This is a genomic window from Undibacterium sp. FT79W, from assembly GCF_014284215.1.
In the GTDB taxonomy this organism is placed as follows: domain Bacteria; phylum Pseudomonadota; class Gammaproteobacteria; order Burkholderiales; family Burkholderiaceae_D; genus Undibacterium; species Undibacterium aquatile.
On sequence record NZ_JACOGB010000001.1, the window covers coordinates 439,192 to 454,963 of the forward strand.

General features: G+C 50.1%; 14 protein-coding genes. 8 read left to right on the plus strand and 6 right to left on the minus strand.

The annotated features are described in order from the left end of the window. The first annotated feature begins 196 nt into the window (after positions 1 to 196). Positions 197 to 2,455, plus strand: coding sequence for a putative bifunctional diguanylate cyclase/phosphodiesterase (locus H8K38_RS01910; RefSeq protein ID WP_370587040.1), 2,259 nt, complete (start codon positions 197 to 199; stop codon positions 2,453 to 2,455). 179 nt (positions 2,456 to 2,634) lie between these two features. Here H8K38_RS01910 and H8K38_RS01915 read toward each other — a convergent pair whose 3' ends face one another. Further along, entirely contained in the window at positions 2,635 to 2,826 is a 192-nt protein-coding gene (locus H8K38_RS01915; RefSeq protein WP_186883082.1) for a hypothetical protein, read from the minus strand. 33 nt (positions 2,827 to 2,859) lie between these two features. Here H8K38_RS01915 and H8K38_RS01920 point away from each other — a divergent pair, with 33 nt between their 5' ends. From H8K38_RS01920 to H8K38_RS01945, 6 genes are all read left to right on the plus strand, one after another. Continuing rightward, positions 2,860 to 3,249, plus strand: a complete 390-nt coding sequence (locus tag H8K38_RS01920; protein WP_186883083.1) for a DUF4260 domain-containing protein — start codon at positions 2,860 to 2,862, stop codon at positions 3,247 to 3,249. 212 nt (positions 3,250 to 3,461) lie between these two features. Continuing rightward, a complete protein-coding gene (locus H8K38_RS01925; RefSeq protein WP_186883084.1) occupies positions 3,462 to 4,589 on the plus strand; it encodes an ABC transporter substrate-binding protein in 1,128 nt (375 codons plus the stop codon). Continuing rightward, complete coding sequence (locus H8K38_RS01930; RefSeq protein WP_222610716.1) at positions 4,586 to 5,860, plus strand: sensor domain-containing diguanylate cyclase; 1,275 nt, start codon at positions 4,586 to 4,588, stop codon at positions 5,858 to 5,860. The genes H8K38_RS01925 and H8K38_RS01930 overlap by 4 nt, the downstream gene beginning before the upstream one ends. Before the next feature lie 45 nt (positions 5,861 to 5,905). Further along, positions 5,906 to 6,307, plus strand: coding sequence for a hypothetical protein (locus tag H8K38_RS01935; protein WP_186883086.1), 402 nt, complete (start codon positions 5,906 to 5,908; stop codon positions 6,305 to 6,307). A 115-nt stretch (positions 6,308 to 6,422) separates the two neighbouring features. Beyond that, positions 6,423 to 7,850, plus strand: coding sequence for a TolC family protein (locus H8K38_RS01940; RefSeq protein ID WP_186883087.1), 1,428 nt, complete (start codon positions 6,423 to 6,425; stop codon positions 7,848 to 7,850). Between the two features lie 24 nt (positions 7,851 to 7,874). Further along, positions 7,875 to 9,308, plus strand: a complete 1,434-nt coding sequence (locus H8K38_RS01945) for a multicopper oxidase family protein (protein WP_186883088.1) — start codon at positions 7,875 to 7,877, stop codon at positions 9,306 to 9,308. A 69-nt stretch (positions 9,309 to 9,377) separates the two neighbouring features. On the opposite strand, the gene H8K38_RS01950 is transcribed toward H8K38_RS01945, so the two are convergent. From H8K38_RS01950 to H8K38_RS01960, 3 genes are all read right to left on the minus strand, one after another. Then, positions 9,378 to 9,833, minus strand: a complete 456-nt coding sequence (locus H8K38_RS01950; RefSeq protein WP_186883089.1) for a hypothetical protein — start codon at positions 9,831 to 9,833, stop codon at positions 9,378 to 9,380. Between the two features lie 61 nt (positions 9,834 to 9,894). Continuing rightward, positions 9,895 to 10,785 carry a tRNA glutamyl-Q(34) synthetase GluQRS gene (gluQRS, locus tag H8K38_RS01955; protein WP_186883090.1) on the minus strand — a complete coding sequence of 297 codons (891 nt, stop codon included), beginning with the start codon at positions 10,783 to 10,785 and terminating at the stop codon, positions 9,895 to 9,897. Positions 10,786 to 10,825: 40 nt separating this feature from the next. Then, positions 10,826 to 11,743, minus strand: coding sequence for a LysR family transcriptional regulator (locus H8K38_RS01960; RefSeq protein ID WP_186883091.1), 918 nt, complete (start codon positions 11,741 to 11,743; stop codon positions 10,826 to 10,828). A gap of 262 nt (positions 11,744 to 12,005) precedes the next feature. On the opposite strand from H8K38_RS01960, the gene H8K38_RS01965 reads away from it, so the two are divergent. Then, the gene (locus tag H8K38_RS01965) at positions 12,006 to 12,575 is read left to right on the plus strand and encodes a flavodoxin family protein (protein WP_186883092.1); all 570 of its coding nucleotides are present in this window, start codon (positions 12,006 to 12,008) and stop codon (positions 12,573 to 12,575) included. Positions 12,576 to 12,667: 92 nt separating this feature from the next. Here H8K38_RS01965 and H8K38_RS01970 read toward each other — a convergent pair whose 3' ends face one another. Beyond that, the gene (locus tag H8K38_RS01970; RefSeq protein WP_186883093.1) at positions 12,668 to 14,728 is read right to left on the minus strand and encodes a M13 family metallopeptidase; all 2,061 of its coding nucleotides are present in this window, start codon (positions 14,726 to 14,728) and stop codon (positions 12,668 to 12,670) included. Between the two features lie 147 nt (positions 14,729 to 14,875). Next, on the minus strand, positions 14,876 to 15,751 hold the full coding sequence (locus tag H8K38_RS01975) for a sulfurtransferase (RefSeq protein ID WP_186883348.1): 876 nt from the start codon (positions 15,749 to 15,751) through the stop codon (positions 14,876 to 14,878). Positions 15,752 to 15,772: the final 21 nt, after the last annotated feature.

Sequence of the window (15,772 nt, forward strand, 5' to 3'; positions counted from 1 at the left end):
TTTCCGCTCGCCAGCTTCATTTTCCGGTTGACTTCTGACAATATGAGGGCAAGAGCCTTCAATGCACGAACATGCGCCGGGAAAATTCAGAAAGCTCATTTTCTGATCAAACACAGTTCGGATATTTCTTGTGGTAACAAGACCGGTTTTACGTTCTGTCAATTGCTGCTTACTACAATGAAATGCACAGAGAGACGTGGATACTCAGACATTTATTATTTTTTCACTGGTGGTCGATGTCATTCTGATCATCACCATGATTCTGCCGTGGCTACATGAGCGCGATGACTGGCATGCGCTATTCTGGGCCGCAGGTCAGGCTGGCATTACCTGTGGCAGTGGGCTGGCATTTCAGCAATTGCCGCAACAGCTGAATCCTTTGCTTTCTGCCGGTTTGCTGACCATCAGTATCAGCGGATTCTGGGCAGGCACCGAATATTTCATCGGCAATCTGCGCCGTAAACATGTCGTGCCTATCGCGGCTGCATCTGCACTTTTTTGTCTTCTTCTCACGCTGTTTTTTTTCAACGTACCAGCCATGAGAGAGGCAACAACGAAGATGTTGCTTGGCACCGTGATTTTGTGGTCCGGCATCCGTGTGTTGTACATGCAGCGTCACTTTCGTCTTTTGGGGATGATTTTAATCATTCGCGGTGGCTACAATTTGCTCACTGTGCTGAACCTGATCCCCGACCGTTTGGACGTCTGGTTCATGTTTGGATTAATCGTCAAAACATCGTCAACCCTTTGTCTGATTTATGCGGTACTCGAAAAAATACGTGAGCGTTACGCAAGTACCATTGATTGTCTGAGTAATGGCCTGTTGATTCTGAACATGGATGGCATCATTCATGTCATTAACGAACGCGGCGCGCGTTTGCTTGGATATTCCTCAACGAAAGGCATGGCCGGCTCGCATGTGGTGAACCACGTGAACGGGCTGGATGCTCATGCGGTCAAGAGCTATTTCAAACGATTCGCCGCTGCGGCCGGTAATTATCCTTTGGTCGAGAATATTGTTGTTTTGTTGCCAGACAAGGGGCAGGTGCCCTTAGAGCTGATTTCCTCGCCCTACTATGAGCGTGGGCGTCCTTACTGCATGGTGCAGATGATGGATATCAGCGAGCGCAAACAAAAAGAGGCAATACTGCACAAGGCTGCGCACTACGATGATCTGACTGGACTCTTCAATCGTCATGGCTTTTCCCAGGAGCTGGCGCGGGTGATTGCACAATCGCAGGAAAAGGGGCAAGAGTGCGCTGTGTTGCTGGTGGACATCGACAGGTTTAAACGAATCAATGATTCCTTCGGGCACCTCGCCGGTGAACAGTTGCTGCGGGAAATCGGGGGGCGATTACAGCGGGCGTTACCAGATAACAGCCTGGCCGCCCGTTTCGGCGGCGACGAGTTTGCAATTGCGATGTATGGTCTGGAGCCCGGTTCCGCAGCACAAACAGCAGCAATCTGTGGCGACGATCTGTTTCAGATACTGACCAGCGGAATACCTTTGTTGCAGCAAAACATACAGTTCTCGGCAAGTATTGGTGTTACATGTATTCCTGAACATGGTACCGATACCGACTCCGTTATTCAGCACGCCTATATCGCGATGTATGACGGAAAAAAAGCGGGACGGAATCAACTGCGCTTTTTTTCTTCCAGCATGATCTCTCACGCGCGGGAGGCTGTCATCGATACCGCGTTGCGCAGTGCTATTTCTTCCGATGAACTCTATCTTTTATTTCAACCGGTCGCGAATGCGAAAACGGGCAGAATTGATAAGGTGGAAGCTTTACTCCGTTGGAACAGCCGCACACTTAATAATGTTTCGCCGGATCATTTCATTCCGATTGCAGAGGAAAGCGGCATCATAGTCGAAATCGGCACCTGGGTACTCAATCAGGCATGTCGGCAGCTGGCGGAATGGCAGGGCAGTGGCGTGCATCTGACCATGTGTGTCAATGTATCGGCGAGTCAGTTGCTCGACACACGATTCATTATCTATGTGGAGCGCGCGCTGCAAATAAATCAGTTAAATCCGGCGCAGCTTGAACTGGAACTGACCGAGCGTGTGCTGATCGACGATGGTGCTCATGTGAGAACGACCTTAAATCATCTCCGCGCGATGGGGGTACGATTGTCGTTGGATGACTTTGGCACCGGATATTCGTCGCTGAGTTATCTGACACAGTTTCATTTGAATACGCTGAAAATCGATCGTTCATTCGTGATGGCGCTGGAAAGCAGTGCGCGACACCAAAGCCTGGTTTCCACCATTATTGCGATGGGACACAATCTGGATCTGGAACTGGTTGCCGAAGGGGTCGAGACAGAACAGCAAATCAGTATGCTGCAGAAAATGGGATGCCACTATTTGCAGGGGTATTACATTTCCAGACCCATCGCTGCGGAAAACATCCCATTGATCTGTTCGTCTCCAGTGAAAATTCATTGATGTCAGCGGAAGAAACATTCCACCGTCGATAGTCCGCAATCGATCATTTTCAGGCACGTCGTTGGCATGCATAACGTCGATGTTGCTCGGACTACTCCGCTTGGAGCCGCGGAAGTGTTTTATAATCTCAGCTTTCAGCAGTCAACTTCAGCATTCCACCGCCATCGTCAGTTTATCGATCACCGGATCAACAACTCGGCACCGGCCAGATGCTTCCACATAATAATCCAGAGAACTTGCACCGCCGCTTTCACCAGCGGTGAATACGGTGACGAGGAAAGTTCCGGCAACCGGGCATATCGTCCGGTTTTTGAATCGCTTTGAATAATGCTGAAGCTAAGACTTGCGGCGCGTTCGCGTGCAGTTGACATAGCTTCTTCAGATGAACAGGTCAGGGGAGTGACATGGCGGGTGAAACAACTGGCGCAGTGCGCTGGATTCTGCGGCTGGAAGGGATATGCGTGCTCGCTGCCGCCATCTTTTTTTATCCAGCACCTGATTTTGGCTGGGGATGTTTCGCACTATTCTTTCTTGCACCCGATCTTTCTCTGCTTGGATATGCGTTCGGATCACGTGTTGGTGCCGTCGCTTACAACGCGGCGCATTCTTATGCCGGCGCTATTGTTTGCCTCGTCGCCGGGTTCTTGTTCGCGTCACCAGTGTTCTCTTGTGCGGGTGTGATTTGGTGCACACACATAGGTTTTGACCGGGCGTTGGGCTATGGTCTTAAATATCCGGGCGATTTCAACATGACGCACTTAGGCAGAATTGGTTTGCAATCTGACCCGAGGTGAAAGGTCGGTATGTTCGCAAATGATCGCCTATGAAATTTTTGTGTTGTGTTCAATTATCTGTGATGCACAACGGACAAAAGAGGCTGCAGACTTTGCTTTTCTATGCAACGGTGCCTGCACAGCAAAGCATTGTGCAATAGAGGTTTGGAAGCATGATGATCGCCCGCTTTTGTGCCGATAGGCATTGACTAGGTTTTATTTCGGGAGAAGATATGTGTTGGCTTCGCAGCGTGATCATTTTTAGTCTCAGTCTGGGATATTTCCTTTGCTGTGACGCCGCTGCGATGTCGGTTACATTTCTGAATCCCGGGAAGCCGGATGAAATCTACTGGCTGACGGCAAGTAATAGTATGTTGGCCGCAGCGAAAGATCTGGATGTCAGGCTGGAAGTGCTGTACGCCAACCGTAATCACCTTAATACTTTGACGCAGGCAAAACAGCTGGCAGCCCGTGAGGTGAAAGACCGGCCTGACTATGTCATTCTGTCGAATGATCATGCCGTGGGATTTGAAGTCATCCGCATTCTGGATGCAGCCAATATCAAGACTTTCCTGGCATTCAGCGGTTTGCGCGAACAAAGTGAGCGTCTGCTTGCCACAGTTCCGCGACTACACTTTCCGGGATGGCTGGGTTCACTTGAGCCACGCGCAGAAGAGGCCGGTTATCTGACAGCGCGGGCGCTGATTCTACACGGTCAGCAACATCACATGCAGGGATCAGATGGTCGTCTGCACATGCTGGCGATTGCCGGAGATCGTTCTACGCCGGCTTCACTTAAACGCAATGAAGGTATGCGCCGAGCGGTCGCCGAAGCAAAAGATGTGGTGGTTGATCAGGAAGTGTATGCAGAGTGGAGTCGCGCCAAAGCGCAGGAACAAAGTGAGTGGCTTTTTCAACGCCACCCCCAGGCAAGGCTGATCTGGGCAGGAAGCGATCTGATGGCATTCGGTGCGATGGACAGCTGGAAAAATAAAGGCGAGCAACCAGGCAAGGATGCTTACTTCAGTGCTGTCAATACTTCATCTGAGGCATTGGCTGCGCTGGAATCGGGTAGTCTGACTGCTCTGGCTGGCGGGCATTTTATCGCTGGTGCCTTTGGTCTTGTAATGCTGTATGACTATCATCATGGTAAAGATTTCAAAGATGAAGGGCTGGAACTGGATCGCTCTATGTTTATTCTTTTTAGCAAGGATGATGCGCGCAGATTTCAGCGTCATTTTGGCAGACTCGATTTTAGCCAGGTTGATTTTAAAAAATTTAGTAAAGTGCTGAATCCGAAGTTAAAAAAATACGACTTTAATTTCCGGCAGATATTAACGCAGGTCGAAAAACATCAATGAAACTCCGATTGTCACAACCTATTGCAAGCCTGCTGTTCCGGCGGGTGTTTAAATGGGTCATTCTGTGTATTTTGCTGTTCAGCAGTTTGCAAGCCTATCTGAATTACAGAGCGATAGAGCGTAACTTTGATATGACCATCAGGGACGTTGCCAACACGCATATCCCCTTGTTATCTCTGGCGATTTGGGACATCGAATTACAGGCAATACACAAACAGATTTCTTTGCTGACGAAAAACACGAATATTGCTTACGTTGTTATCAAGGCCAGCACTGGACAACAGTTTGTCGGTGGGAATGGTGGGCAATCAATTTCAGATGAACATCTGATGTTTGATATTCCGTCGCCGGACGGTATTGGTCCGCGTGTCGGAACGATGGAATTAGTTGTTGATCGCAGCGTATTACGTCATGAGGTGATGCGCAGCTTTTTTATTGTCCTCGCTGAAGTACTCTTACTTACGGCATTTATTTTTGCTGCTGTCTTCGCAATCTTACGACGCGATCTTGAACGTCCTATGCGTCAATTGGCCGATTTCGTCAAAAATCTTCAGGCAAATAAAATAGCTACGCGCCTTGATTTAGAGCTCGGGCCGCGGCACGTCTACAATGAAATTGATCTGGTTGTGGATGGTTTCCGCACTATGCAGGATCGTTTGCAGAAACACATAGAAAATCAGGATGCCCTGGTGTCAGAGCGGACTACCCAGCTACAACAGGCGATGGACAGATTAAAAAAACTATCGGTGACGGATGTTCTGACCGGCTGTTATAACCGTTTGTTTTTCAACGAACGCATGCCCGGCGAAATGCACAGAGCGATACGCTACGAGCGGGATTTGGCTGTGGTGTTTTGCGACATCGATTTTTTCAAGTCGGTGAATGATCAATATGGCCATGCTGTCGGTGATGATGTGCTGATCGTTTTCGTGGAGTCCTTGCAAAGAGAGTTGCGCGCGGAAATCGACTGGCTGGTACGGTATGGTGGCGAAGAATTTCTGATTGTCTTGCCTGAGACTTCGCTTCCGGCTGCCATTGAGGTCGCCGAGAGAATGCGCCTGAACGTCGAACGGGATCTGAAGGTGCCTTTGCCGGATGGGCAGTATCTGAATATCACCGCAAGTTTCGGTGTTGCCGAAAGATTGGCAGATGACACGCTGGAGACACTGGTTCAACGTGCTGATCAATGGCTCTATTTTTCAAAATCGCTGGGGCGCAATCAGGTGCAGCCGGTGAGCAGCCGTGTGACGCGAGATGTGGAGTCACTTTGATGTCGTTGGTGGTCGCGCAGACTGAATTATGGTAAGTTCTCATTCATGAAATCTGGTTCCTGGCGTTTTCTGTTGATTTGTCTGATGCTGGTGCTGCTGCCTTTGCAAGGCTTTGCAGCCACTGGCATGTGGGCATTTGTGCATGGAAATAGTACGCAAACGGCATCAGGTGCAGAGACAAACGATACTGTGAGTCGTCCTGAGCATTGCGATACGATGAAGCAAAGCCAGCAGGTATCTGCGCAGGATACACACTTAGTGAAGCCCGATACCCAGAATCATTGCAAAGGGGCGTCACCTTGCTGCATTGGCATCGCCTTACTACTGCAGCAAGCGGATCAATGCTGTTCACCCGGCACGATCACGGTGTATCCGCTTGATTTTCACTCATTTTCATCGGCTCCTGCGCGTGCGCTGGAACGTCCGCCTAAACATTTTCCCGTTTAAATTGTTTTTGTAACTCAGTTGATTGCTGCCAGACTTCATGTTTTAGGCACGACAATACTGAGTTCAACTATGCCTGAGAGTATCAGGTCAGATTTGACTTTTTAACGAGGACGACATGTCGCCACCTTTACCAAGTTCTTTTGGTGTTGTACTTCCATTCGTGTCAGCAATGTTGCTGGTTGGCTGCACCAGTTTTGAACCGGAACAATCTGTTGATCAAATCAATCAGCAGTTTTCTGCGTTCACACAATCGTCGCTGAAACCAGCGTTCAATTCCGAACAAAAATCCCGTTTGCAAGCGACTGCGGATCGTTTGCTTCAAGAACCGATTTCACAAAACGATGCAGTGCAGATTGCACTGACGAATAGCCCGGCATTCCAGGCCATGCTTGCGCAATACTGGGCAAGCGGGGCGAACGCCGCACAGCAAGGGCGAATTGCTAACCCGCTCTTCAGTATCGAGCGTAGCCGTTTTGTCGATGAACTTGAAATTGCGCGCACGATCAGTGTTGGCTTGCTTGACGTACTGACCTTACCGCGCCGAAGCTCCATCGCACAAAGCAAAATAGAGGCGGCGCAATGGCAATTCAGCAGTGAGGTGATTGATCGGATCACGCAGGTGCGGGCAGCGTGGGTAAAGGCAGTCGCTGCGCAGCAAATCCTGAGTTATGCGATACAAGTCAGTGATGCAGCAGAGGCCAGTGCAGAGCTGGCGCAACGTATGCGCAGCGCCGGTAATTTCAATCAGTTGCAAGCCGCCAGACAGCGCGCTTTCTATGCGGATGCTGTCGCACAACTGGCTGCAGCGCGCCACAGCAATACGGCGGCACGCGAGGGATTAGTGCGCTTGCTGGGGCTGACAAGCGATCAGCTGGCACGTTTGCGTTTGCCCGAGCGTCTGCCCGATTTGCCGGCAGCCGTTTATCCAGCTGAAAAAATCGCGGCAGTTGCGACTGAGAATCGCCTCGATGTCCGTATGGCGCAAGCCTTACTGGATACCGTCGCAAAGCAGCAAGGTTTGACGCTGGCGACCAGCTTGACGGATATCGAACTTACGGTGAAGCGTAATACGATTTTTGATAACGTAAGTAAAACCAGCGATGTAAAACGAGGCGTGGAAATAGGCGTGCGTCTGCCTGTGTTTGACAGCGGACAATTGCAACGTGATGCGATGAATGCAGCGACGCTGGCAGCCAGTTATCGTCTCGAAAATATTGTGCGTAACGCGGCCTCTGAGTTGCGTGAAAGTTATTCGGCGTATCGCACCAGTTACGATATTGCACATCACTATCAACATGAAATTCTTCCTTTGCGCAAACGCATTTCTCAGGAAAATCAACTCCGCTACAACGGCATGTTCATCAGTGTTTTTGATCTGTTGGCAGATAGCCGCGAGCAGATCAGCAGTGTGATGGCGGCGATTAACGCTGAACAGCAATTCTGGCTCGCAGATGCCGCTTTGCAGGCATCGCTGATCGGGCGGCCTGAACGTATCAGCGTGACTGGCACTAACAACATCAATGAATCAGCCGCTGCGCACTGATAACGGGGTTGAGAAGGAATAAAAATGAACTCAAGAAGAAATTTTTTCAAATTTGCCGGCATCGCCGGTGGCGCACTGGCAGCCAGCGCTGTGAGTAAAGTCGCGTTAGCCGCATTGCCAGAAATTACGACACAAACCAGCCCGGATACCATGCTGCCTTTAGTGCCAGGCAATGGACGTCCATATAATCCTGTTGTCACTTTGAATGGCTGGACGCTGCCGTGGCGGATGAAAAATGGGGTGAAGGAATTTCATCTGGTCGCTGAGCCTGTCGTGCGGGAAATGGCACCCGGAATGAAAGCACATTTATGGGGTTATAACGGTCAGAGCCCGGGTCCGACGATAGAGGTGGTGGAAGGCGATCGTGTCCGCATTTTTGTCACCAACCGCTTGCCGGAACACACCAGTGTGCATTGGCATGGGCAACGTGTACCGAATGGCATGGATGGCGTCAGCGGCTTGACACAACCCGCGATTCAACCAGGTAAAACCTTTGTGTATGAATTTGTCGCCCGTCGTCCGGGCACATTCATGTATCACCCGCATGCGGATGAAATGACGCAGATGGCAATGGGTATGATGGGTTCGTGGATCACACATCCCAAAAATAAACATCCACTGATTGCAGATGTGGACAGAGATTTCGTTTTTTTGCTCAATGCCTATGACGTTGAACCGGGTGCATCGCGACCCAACATCATGACCATGACGGAATTTAATTTGTGGTCGTGGAATAGTCGTGTCTTTCCCGGCATCGATACCCTGAACGTCCGCAAAAATGACAGAGTCAGAATCCGTGTCGGTAATCTGACAATGACGAATCATCCGATTCATCTTCACGGACATGAGTTCACGGTCACCGGTACCGACGGTGGTGCGATTCCCAAAACTGCGCGCTGGCCGGAAGTGACGACCGATATCGGCGTCGGGCAAATGCGTCAGATCGAATTTATTGCGGATGAAGAGGGTGACTGGGCATTACACTGCCATAAAAGCCATCACACGATGAATGCGATGGGACATAGTGTGCCGAGCATGATAGGCGTTGATCATAAAGATGTTGCCGATAAGATCAGTCGCTTGATCCCGGCATATATGACGATGGGCGATAAAGGTATGGCGGATATGGGCATGATGGAAATGCCTTTACCGGAAAATACCCTGCCGATGATGACAGGCGAGGGTCCGTTTGGCGGAGTAGAAATGGGCGGCATGTTCAGCGTTCTGAAAGTACGTAAGGATCAGAAGCCGGGTGATTACAAAGATCCGGGTTGGTATGTGCATCCGAAAGGAACTGCTGCGTATGAATACCAGGGGGATGCCGCGGGATTAGGTGAACCAGTCAGACCTGCTGCTGCCGATCATGCCGGTATGCACCATCATCATCACGCGCCAGCATCTGCGGAAAAAGAAATCGAGGTGCAGGTCGTGAAACCCAAGGGGCACGCCGGACACTGATATGCGCAAGCTTGGTCGTGAATCCATGTTTTGATCATGCAGAACAGGATCAATGCGCTTCCCAAAACGTCAGTCAGCTTTGCTGGTCTGACGTTTTTTTTCTTCGAGCTCGGCCACCTTGGAGAGTAACTGCTCTATCGTCCAGTGTCTGCTCAGCCATATTGTCAGCGCGCCGCCGGATAACTGCTGCCACATGACACCCTCGTGTGCATGATGCTGGCGTTGATACGAGGAAGCGACACGCCACGCAAACAAAGTCACCGGTGGTGGCGCGTCTTGTCCCGCTGCCGACAAAATATACGATACTGGATTTAATGCGACTGATTCAGGCTGCCCCTCATAGCCGGACTCGGCCCAGATTTTTTGCTGCATGTCACCGGAGATCATGTGTGCCGGTAAGTCTGGCTTACCGTCGATATCTTTCAGACCAAGATAATACAAACCCCACGGAATACTGAAAACAAGAGCGATGATGAACAGAACGATGGCGATCAGACTGCGTTGCAGGATGCTTAATGTGGGCATGGTGGATGAGTCAACAGAGGTGGATATGGGTGATTAAGGGGGCGCAAAATACAGTGCTGATCTATGCGATATGCAGTTTTTTTGCCCAAAGCATCGTTGCCTGCTGCCAGAATTCATGCAGATTGCTTGCAGGACTGATCTGCAAGCCCAGAAAACGCGCGGCGGGCAGTAACGCTTCATGTAATAAGTCATTATCGCCGCGATCAAATGCCAGTGCGCCGGTTTGTTTCGATAATTTTTCACCGTTGGCATTGGTGACCACGGCAACGTGCAGGTAACTGGGTGTCGGCAAACCAAGTAAGCCTTGCAAATATATCTGACGCGCAGTGGAGTCGATCAGATCGGCACCGCGCACAATATGATTGATTCCTTGCGCCGCATCATCAACGACAACGGCGAGCTGATACGCCCAGTAACCATCGGCGCGCTTTAAAACGAAATCGCCGACTTCCGTTGCCAGGTTCTGACTTTGCGAACCGCATAAACGATCTTCAAAACAGATGATGCCTTGTTCCTGTTCAGGCACACGCAGACGCCATGCGCGCGCCGTTTTTCCTGCGGCGATGCCATGTCTGCATGTGCCCGGATAGATCTGACTGGCGGTATCGCCGAGACGCAGGCGTGAGTCAGCGATTTCCTTGCGTGAACAGGCACAGGGATAAACATAGTCGCCCAACTGTCGTAATGCCGCCTCATACAAATCCTGACGCGGGCTTTGCCAGACGACTTCGCCATCCCATTGCATACCGCAACGTTGCAGTGATTGCAGAATCTGCTGATCTGCACCGGCGACATTTCTGTCGAAATCCAGATCTTCTATACGTAACAGCCATGTGCCCTGATGCGCTTTAGCGTCGAGGTAACTCGCCATGGCGGCGACCAGTGATCCCATGTGCAGCGGGCCTGTCGGGGAGGGCGCAAAACGCCCGATGTAATCAGTCGTAGCAGACATGTCCGGTCTAATTCATTTTGTACTATGGCTCAGCGCAACGTCAGTTACCCATTAACATTTTCTGCACTATCGGGTCATTCAGTTTTTGTAAAAACCATTGCAGGGCTTTGCCTTTATTTGTACTGCGCCATACGATGCGGTTGTTACCCAGCAGGCGATTGGCGCTGGTTTTCTTTTCAATCAGCATGCCCGACTGCAAATAAGGTTGAGCAATTCTTCGGGGTAAGTGCCCGCAGCCCAAGCCTGCCAGTTGCGCGGACAGTTTGGCTTGTATTGACGGCACTGTCAGTGTGTCCTGCCCACTCAATAAACCCGCTGTCATTGATGGCAGTGTCAGGCTGGTATCGCCAACCGCAACGGCGCGGTGCTCCAAGATTACTGCATGGCTGAGTGGCTCCGTCGCGTTGGCTAAAGGGTGCTCGGGTGCAACCGCAAACACCCAATCAATGTTGCCAAGTGAGCGGGTCTGAAACTCTCCCTGCATGCGGATGGCATCGGGGCCATCGTATGCGGCACCGATGGCCAGATCGGCGCGCCCGGTGATGAGACTTTCCCAGACGCCGGATAAAATTTCCTGTGAAATACGGATGCGGGTGCCGCAGCCTTGTTGTTCAAATTCTTTAATTAAGGGGATCAGATCTTCAAAGCGGATGATGCCATCGATCACAATATGAAAGTCTGCTTCCCAGCCGCTCGCTGCGCGTTTGACGCGATTTTCAAGATCCTGTGCCGCATGCAATAAGTTTCTGCCCTGAGTTAACAACTCTTCGCCAGCGCTGGTCAGTTTTGCTCTGTGTCCCCGCCGGTCGTACAGCAAGACATCCAGATCTTCTTCGAGTTTGCGTATGCTGTAAGTAATTGCCGACGGCACTTTATCCAGCGCCGCTGCAGCTGCGGCAAAGCTGCCTTTGCGAGCGATGGCATCGAGAATTTGCAAGGCTTCCAGCGTCAGATTCATTTTATTCAATTAATTTGAATGATGTGTAGAAAATTTTACCCTTATCTTGCCTGGCCTGCATGTATATAGTGCAGGTGCGGCATCAATTATTTTGAATAAGACAGATTTGTCCGGGCTGGCTTTGTGCGTGCTTGCTTGATGCTGATCGGCCATGTGCTGATGATGGTTTGAACATCGGAATAAAAGATTGTTGACGAAATTCATCGGTTGTCATGGATGCGGATGATTTTTAATGAACCTAATGAACCAAAAGGAATATGACATGAAAAAAGTAGCGATTGTTTATCACTCAGGTTACGGACACACCACCAAAGCAGCTGAAGCGGTGCAGGCGGGTGTTGCCGCCAATGGCGCGGCAGCAGAATTGATACTGATTGATGCCGAAGGCAATATCACCGAAGCACAATGGGCCAGCCTGGCTGCAGCAGATGCGATAGTGTTTGGCTCGCCGACATACATGGGCACCGTTTCGTGGCAATTCAAGAAGTTTGCCGATGCGTCATCCAAGCCTTGGTATCACCAGCAATGGAAGAACAAGATTGCAGCGGGTTTCACGAACTCCGCAACGATGAATGGCGACAAACTAAGCACGCTGCAATATCTGTTCACGTTCTCACAGCAGCATTCTATGATCTGGGTCGGTACTGGTCTGATGCCATCGAACAGTAAAGCGGCGCAACGCAACGATGTTAATTATGTCGGCAGTTTCAGCGGTCTGATGACGCAATCTCCATCAGACTCTTCACCGGAAGAAGGTCCATTGCCAGGTGATCTGGAAACAGCGAAACTGTTTGGTCAGCGTATTGCTGAAGTGGCGAAAAAATTTAGTTAATCGCTCATTTTTGTTTGATCGTATATGAAAAAGTCCGCTGCAACAGCGGACTTTTTTTGCTTCTCAGTTACCAGATCAGTTGCCAGATTCAGTTACCAGATGCTGACGCGCTTGTTTTCCGGCAGGTACATGCCGTCACCCGGTTTCACGTTAAATGCGTCATAGAATGTTGTGTTATTTCTGAGGCTGCCATTGACGCGGAATTCACCCGGAGAATGCGGGTCAGTCTTGATCAGGGCAAGGGCACGTTGTTCGCGGGATTTGCTGCGACGTGCTTGCGCAAGGCCGAGGAACAGGCGTTGCTCACCCGACCAGCCATCGAGAATTGGAGATGGTTTCCCTTCCAGCGACAGACGGTAAGCTTTTAAGGCCATCACGATACCGACGTTATCCGCAATGTTTTCACCCAGCGTCAGTTCGCCATTCAGGAAATGACCCGGAACCGGGCTGTAGCCATTGTATTGTTCAACCAGAACCTTGGTTTTGCGGTTGAATTTTTCACGGTCTTCTTTGCTCCACCAATCACGCAAGTTGCCGTCACCATCGTATTGTGATCCGGCATCGTCAAAGGCATGACTGATTTCATGACCAATTGAAATACCGAGCGCGCCATAGTTAACCGCATCTTCTGCCTCGACGTTAAACAACGGTGCTTGCAAACGCGCTGCCGGGAACACGATTTCATTCATTTCTGGGCTGTAATAGGCATTCACGGTTTGTGGTGTCATATGCCATTCGCTGCGATCAACCGGGGTTCCCAGTCGCTTCACGTTTTTCTCGAAATCGGCGCTGCGGATACGTTTCAGATTACCAGCCAGATCATCTTTACTGATTTGTATTGCAGAGTAATCTTTCCACTTCTCAGGATAGCCAATCTTCACGCTGATTTTTGAGAGTTTTATCTGTGCCTGTTTTTTTGTTTCGGCGCTCATCCAATCCAGAGACTCTATGCTATCTTTGAATGCTGCCAGAAAATATTTCACCATCTTTTCCGTGCGGACTTTGGTTTCAGGGGCGAAATATTTTTCAACGTACAGCTTGCCAACGGCTTCGCCCAGCATCTGATCTGTCAATGCAACCGCGCGTTGTTCGCGTGTGCGGTTGACTTTGATTCCGGCCAGCGTGGTGCCACGGAAGGCAAAATTTTCATTCGCAAATGCGCTGGACAAGTAGGGGCTGTAGGCACTCAGCAGTTGCCATTCGGCATAACTTTTCCAGGCAGATAAAGGAAAATTTTTCAGTGCATGGCTGAATCCGCTCAGATAACTTGGTTGCTGTACCAGAACCTGATCCGCTTTTCCGGCGATACCGTTAGTTTGGAAATAGGATTTCCACTGATAGCCCGGCGCAAGCGTATCGAGTTTTGATACGGTCATTTTGTTATAGGTCTTGAGTGGATCGCGGTTTTCCACATTCGTCCATTGTGCTTTGGCGAGTTCCGTTTCTATCGCCAGTACCTGCTTCGCATTTACTGCAGCATCTTTATCGCCTGCCAGTGTCAGTATTTTTTCCACATGCGTCAGATAAGCAGCGCGGATATCGCTCATTTTCTTGTCGTCGGTTTTCAGATAATAATCGCGATTCGGTAAGCCTAATCCTGATTGTGCGATATCGACGATGTATTGACTGGATTGCTTGCTGTCTTGTTCAACACGCACCCGGAACGGGGTAGTGACACCGATTTTCTGGAGCTGAGCAAAAAGTACGGCAAGCCCCTCTTTATTTTTCACTGCTGCAATGGTGTCGAGTTCAGATTTCAGTGCCGCTGCACCCAGCGTTTCCAACTTTTCTTCATTCATGAAGCTGTTGAAAAGATCAGCAATTTTCTGTTTTTCTGTGCCGGCAGGATTTTTATCGTCCTTAGCGACATCGCTGATCAGCGCGTGCAATTGTCGCTGTACGTTTTCACGGGCTTCCATGAAGGAACCCCAGTCTGATTTGTCGGCTGGGATTTCATTGGCTCTTAACCAGCCACCTTGCGCATGTCTGAAAAAATTATCCTGGCCACGAGTCGTTGGTTCAAAATTACGCGGAATGATCCCGGAACCGAGTGTAAATGCGACGGCAGTTGTTGGTGCAGCGGCTGGTTCGGCGGCGTAAACGGCGTTAGACAACAGGCTAAGGGCGAGAGTACTCAGTAAAAAACGTTTCATGGATTAGTCTCGTTTGTATTGTGGATAGATGAAAAGAATGTAGCGCGATTGTGACATGGTGTGACGCCGGAAGTTCAGACCCGGAATGAAAAAAACTCATTTAACGGACTTGCGTCAAATGAGTTTTTATGAAGAAAAACGGAATTATCAAGCTTGGGTCTGCGCTGATTCTTTTTTGCAGTGAGGGCAGGATTTACCGGGGACGTACCACGGCGACAGTTGTTCACGCGGTGTGACGACGGCACGGCAGGCAAAGCATTGCTTGGTATCTGTAGCCTCTAACTGCGGATTCAGTGCGGTACGATAGTCAAACACAAAGCAATCGCCGTGATAATGATCGCCACCGACTTCTTCGAAATACTTGAGAATGCCGCCTTCCAGCTGATACACGCTTTCAAAGCCAACGTTTTGCATGTGAATTGCCGCTTTCTCGCAACGGATACCACCAGTGCAGAAGGTCACAACGGTTTTGTCATTCAACACGTCACGATTGGCAGCGATGACTTCCGGGAATTCCGTGAACTTGGTGATGCGATAATCGATCGTATTATCAAAACTGCCTACATCGACTTCAAAATCATTACGGGTATCGACCATCACGACCGGCTTGCCGTTATCGTCATGGCCCTGATCCAGCCAGCGTTTCAGAGTTTGCGCATCGACTGAGGGCGCGCGGCCTTCTTCGGGCTTGATCAGCGGCATGCGCATGGTAATGATTTCTGCTTTCAGCTTGACCAGCAATTTGGTAAACGGCTGACGATCAGAGTAACTTTCTTTGGCAACGATGTCGGCGAATCTTGGATCACTATGCAACCAGTCCATGTAAGCGTCGATCTCATGGCGCAGCCCTGCGAGGAACATATTGATGCCTTCCGGCGTCAGCAGAATGGTGCCCTTGAGATTGAGTTCCTGGCATTTATCAATAAACGCCTGCCGCTTTTCAGCGGTGTCGTTGAAGGTGATAAATTTGTAAGCAGAGATATTGACGTAAGGTGTTTCTGGGGATAACTGTGCGACCGGCATAATAGAAGAATTCACTCATTT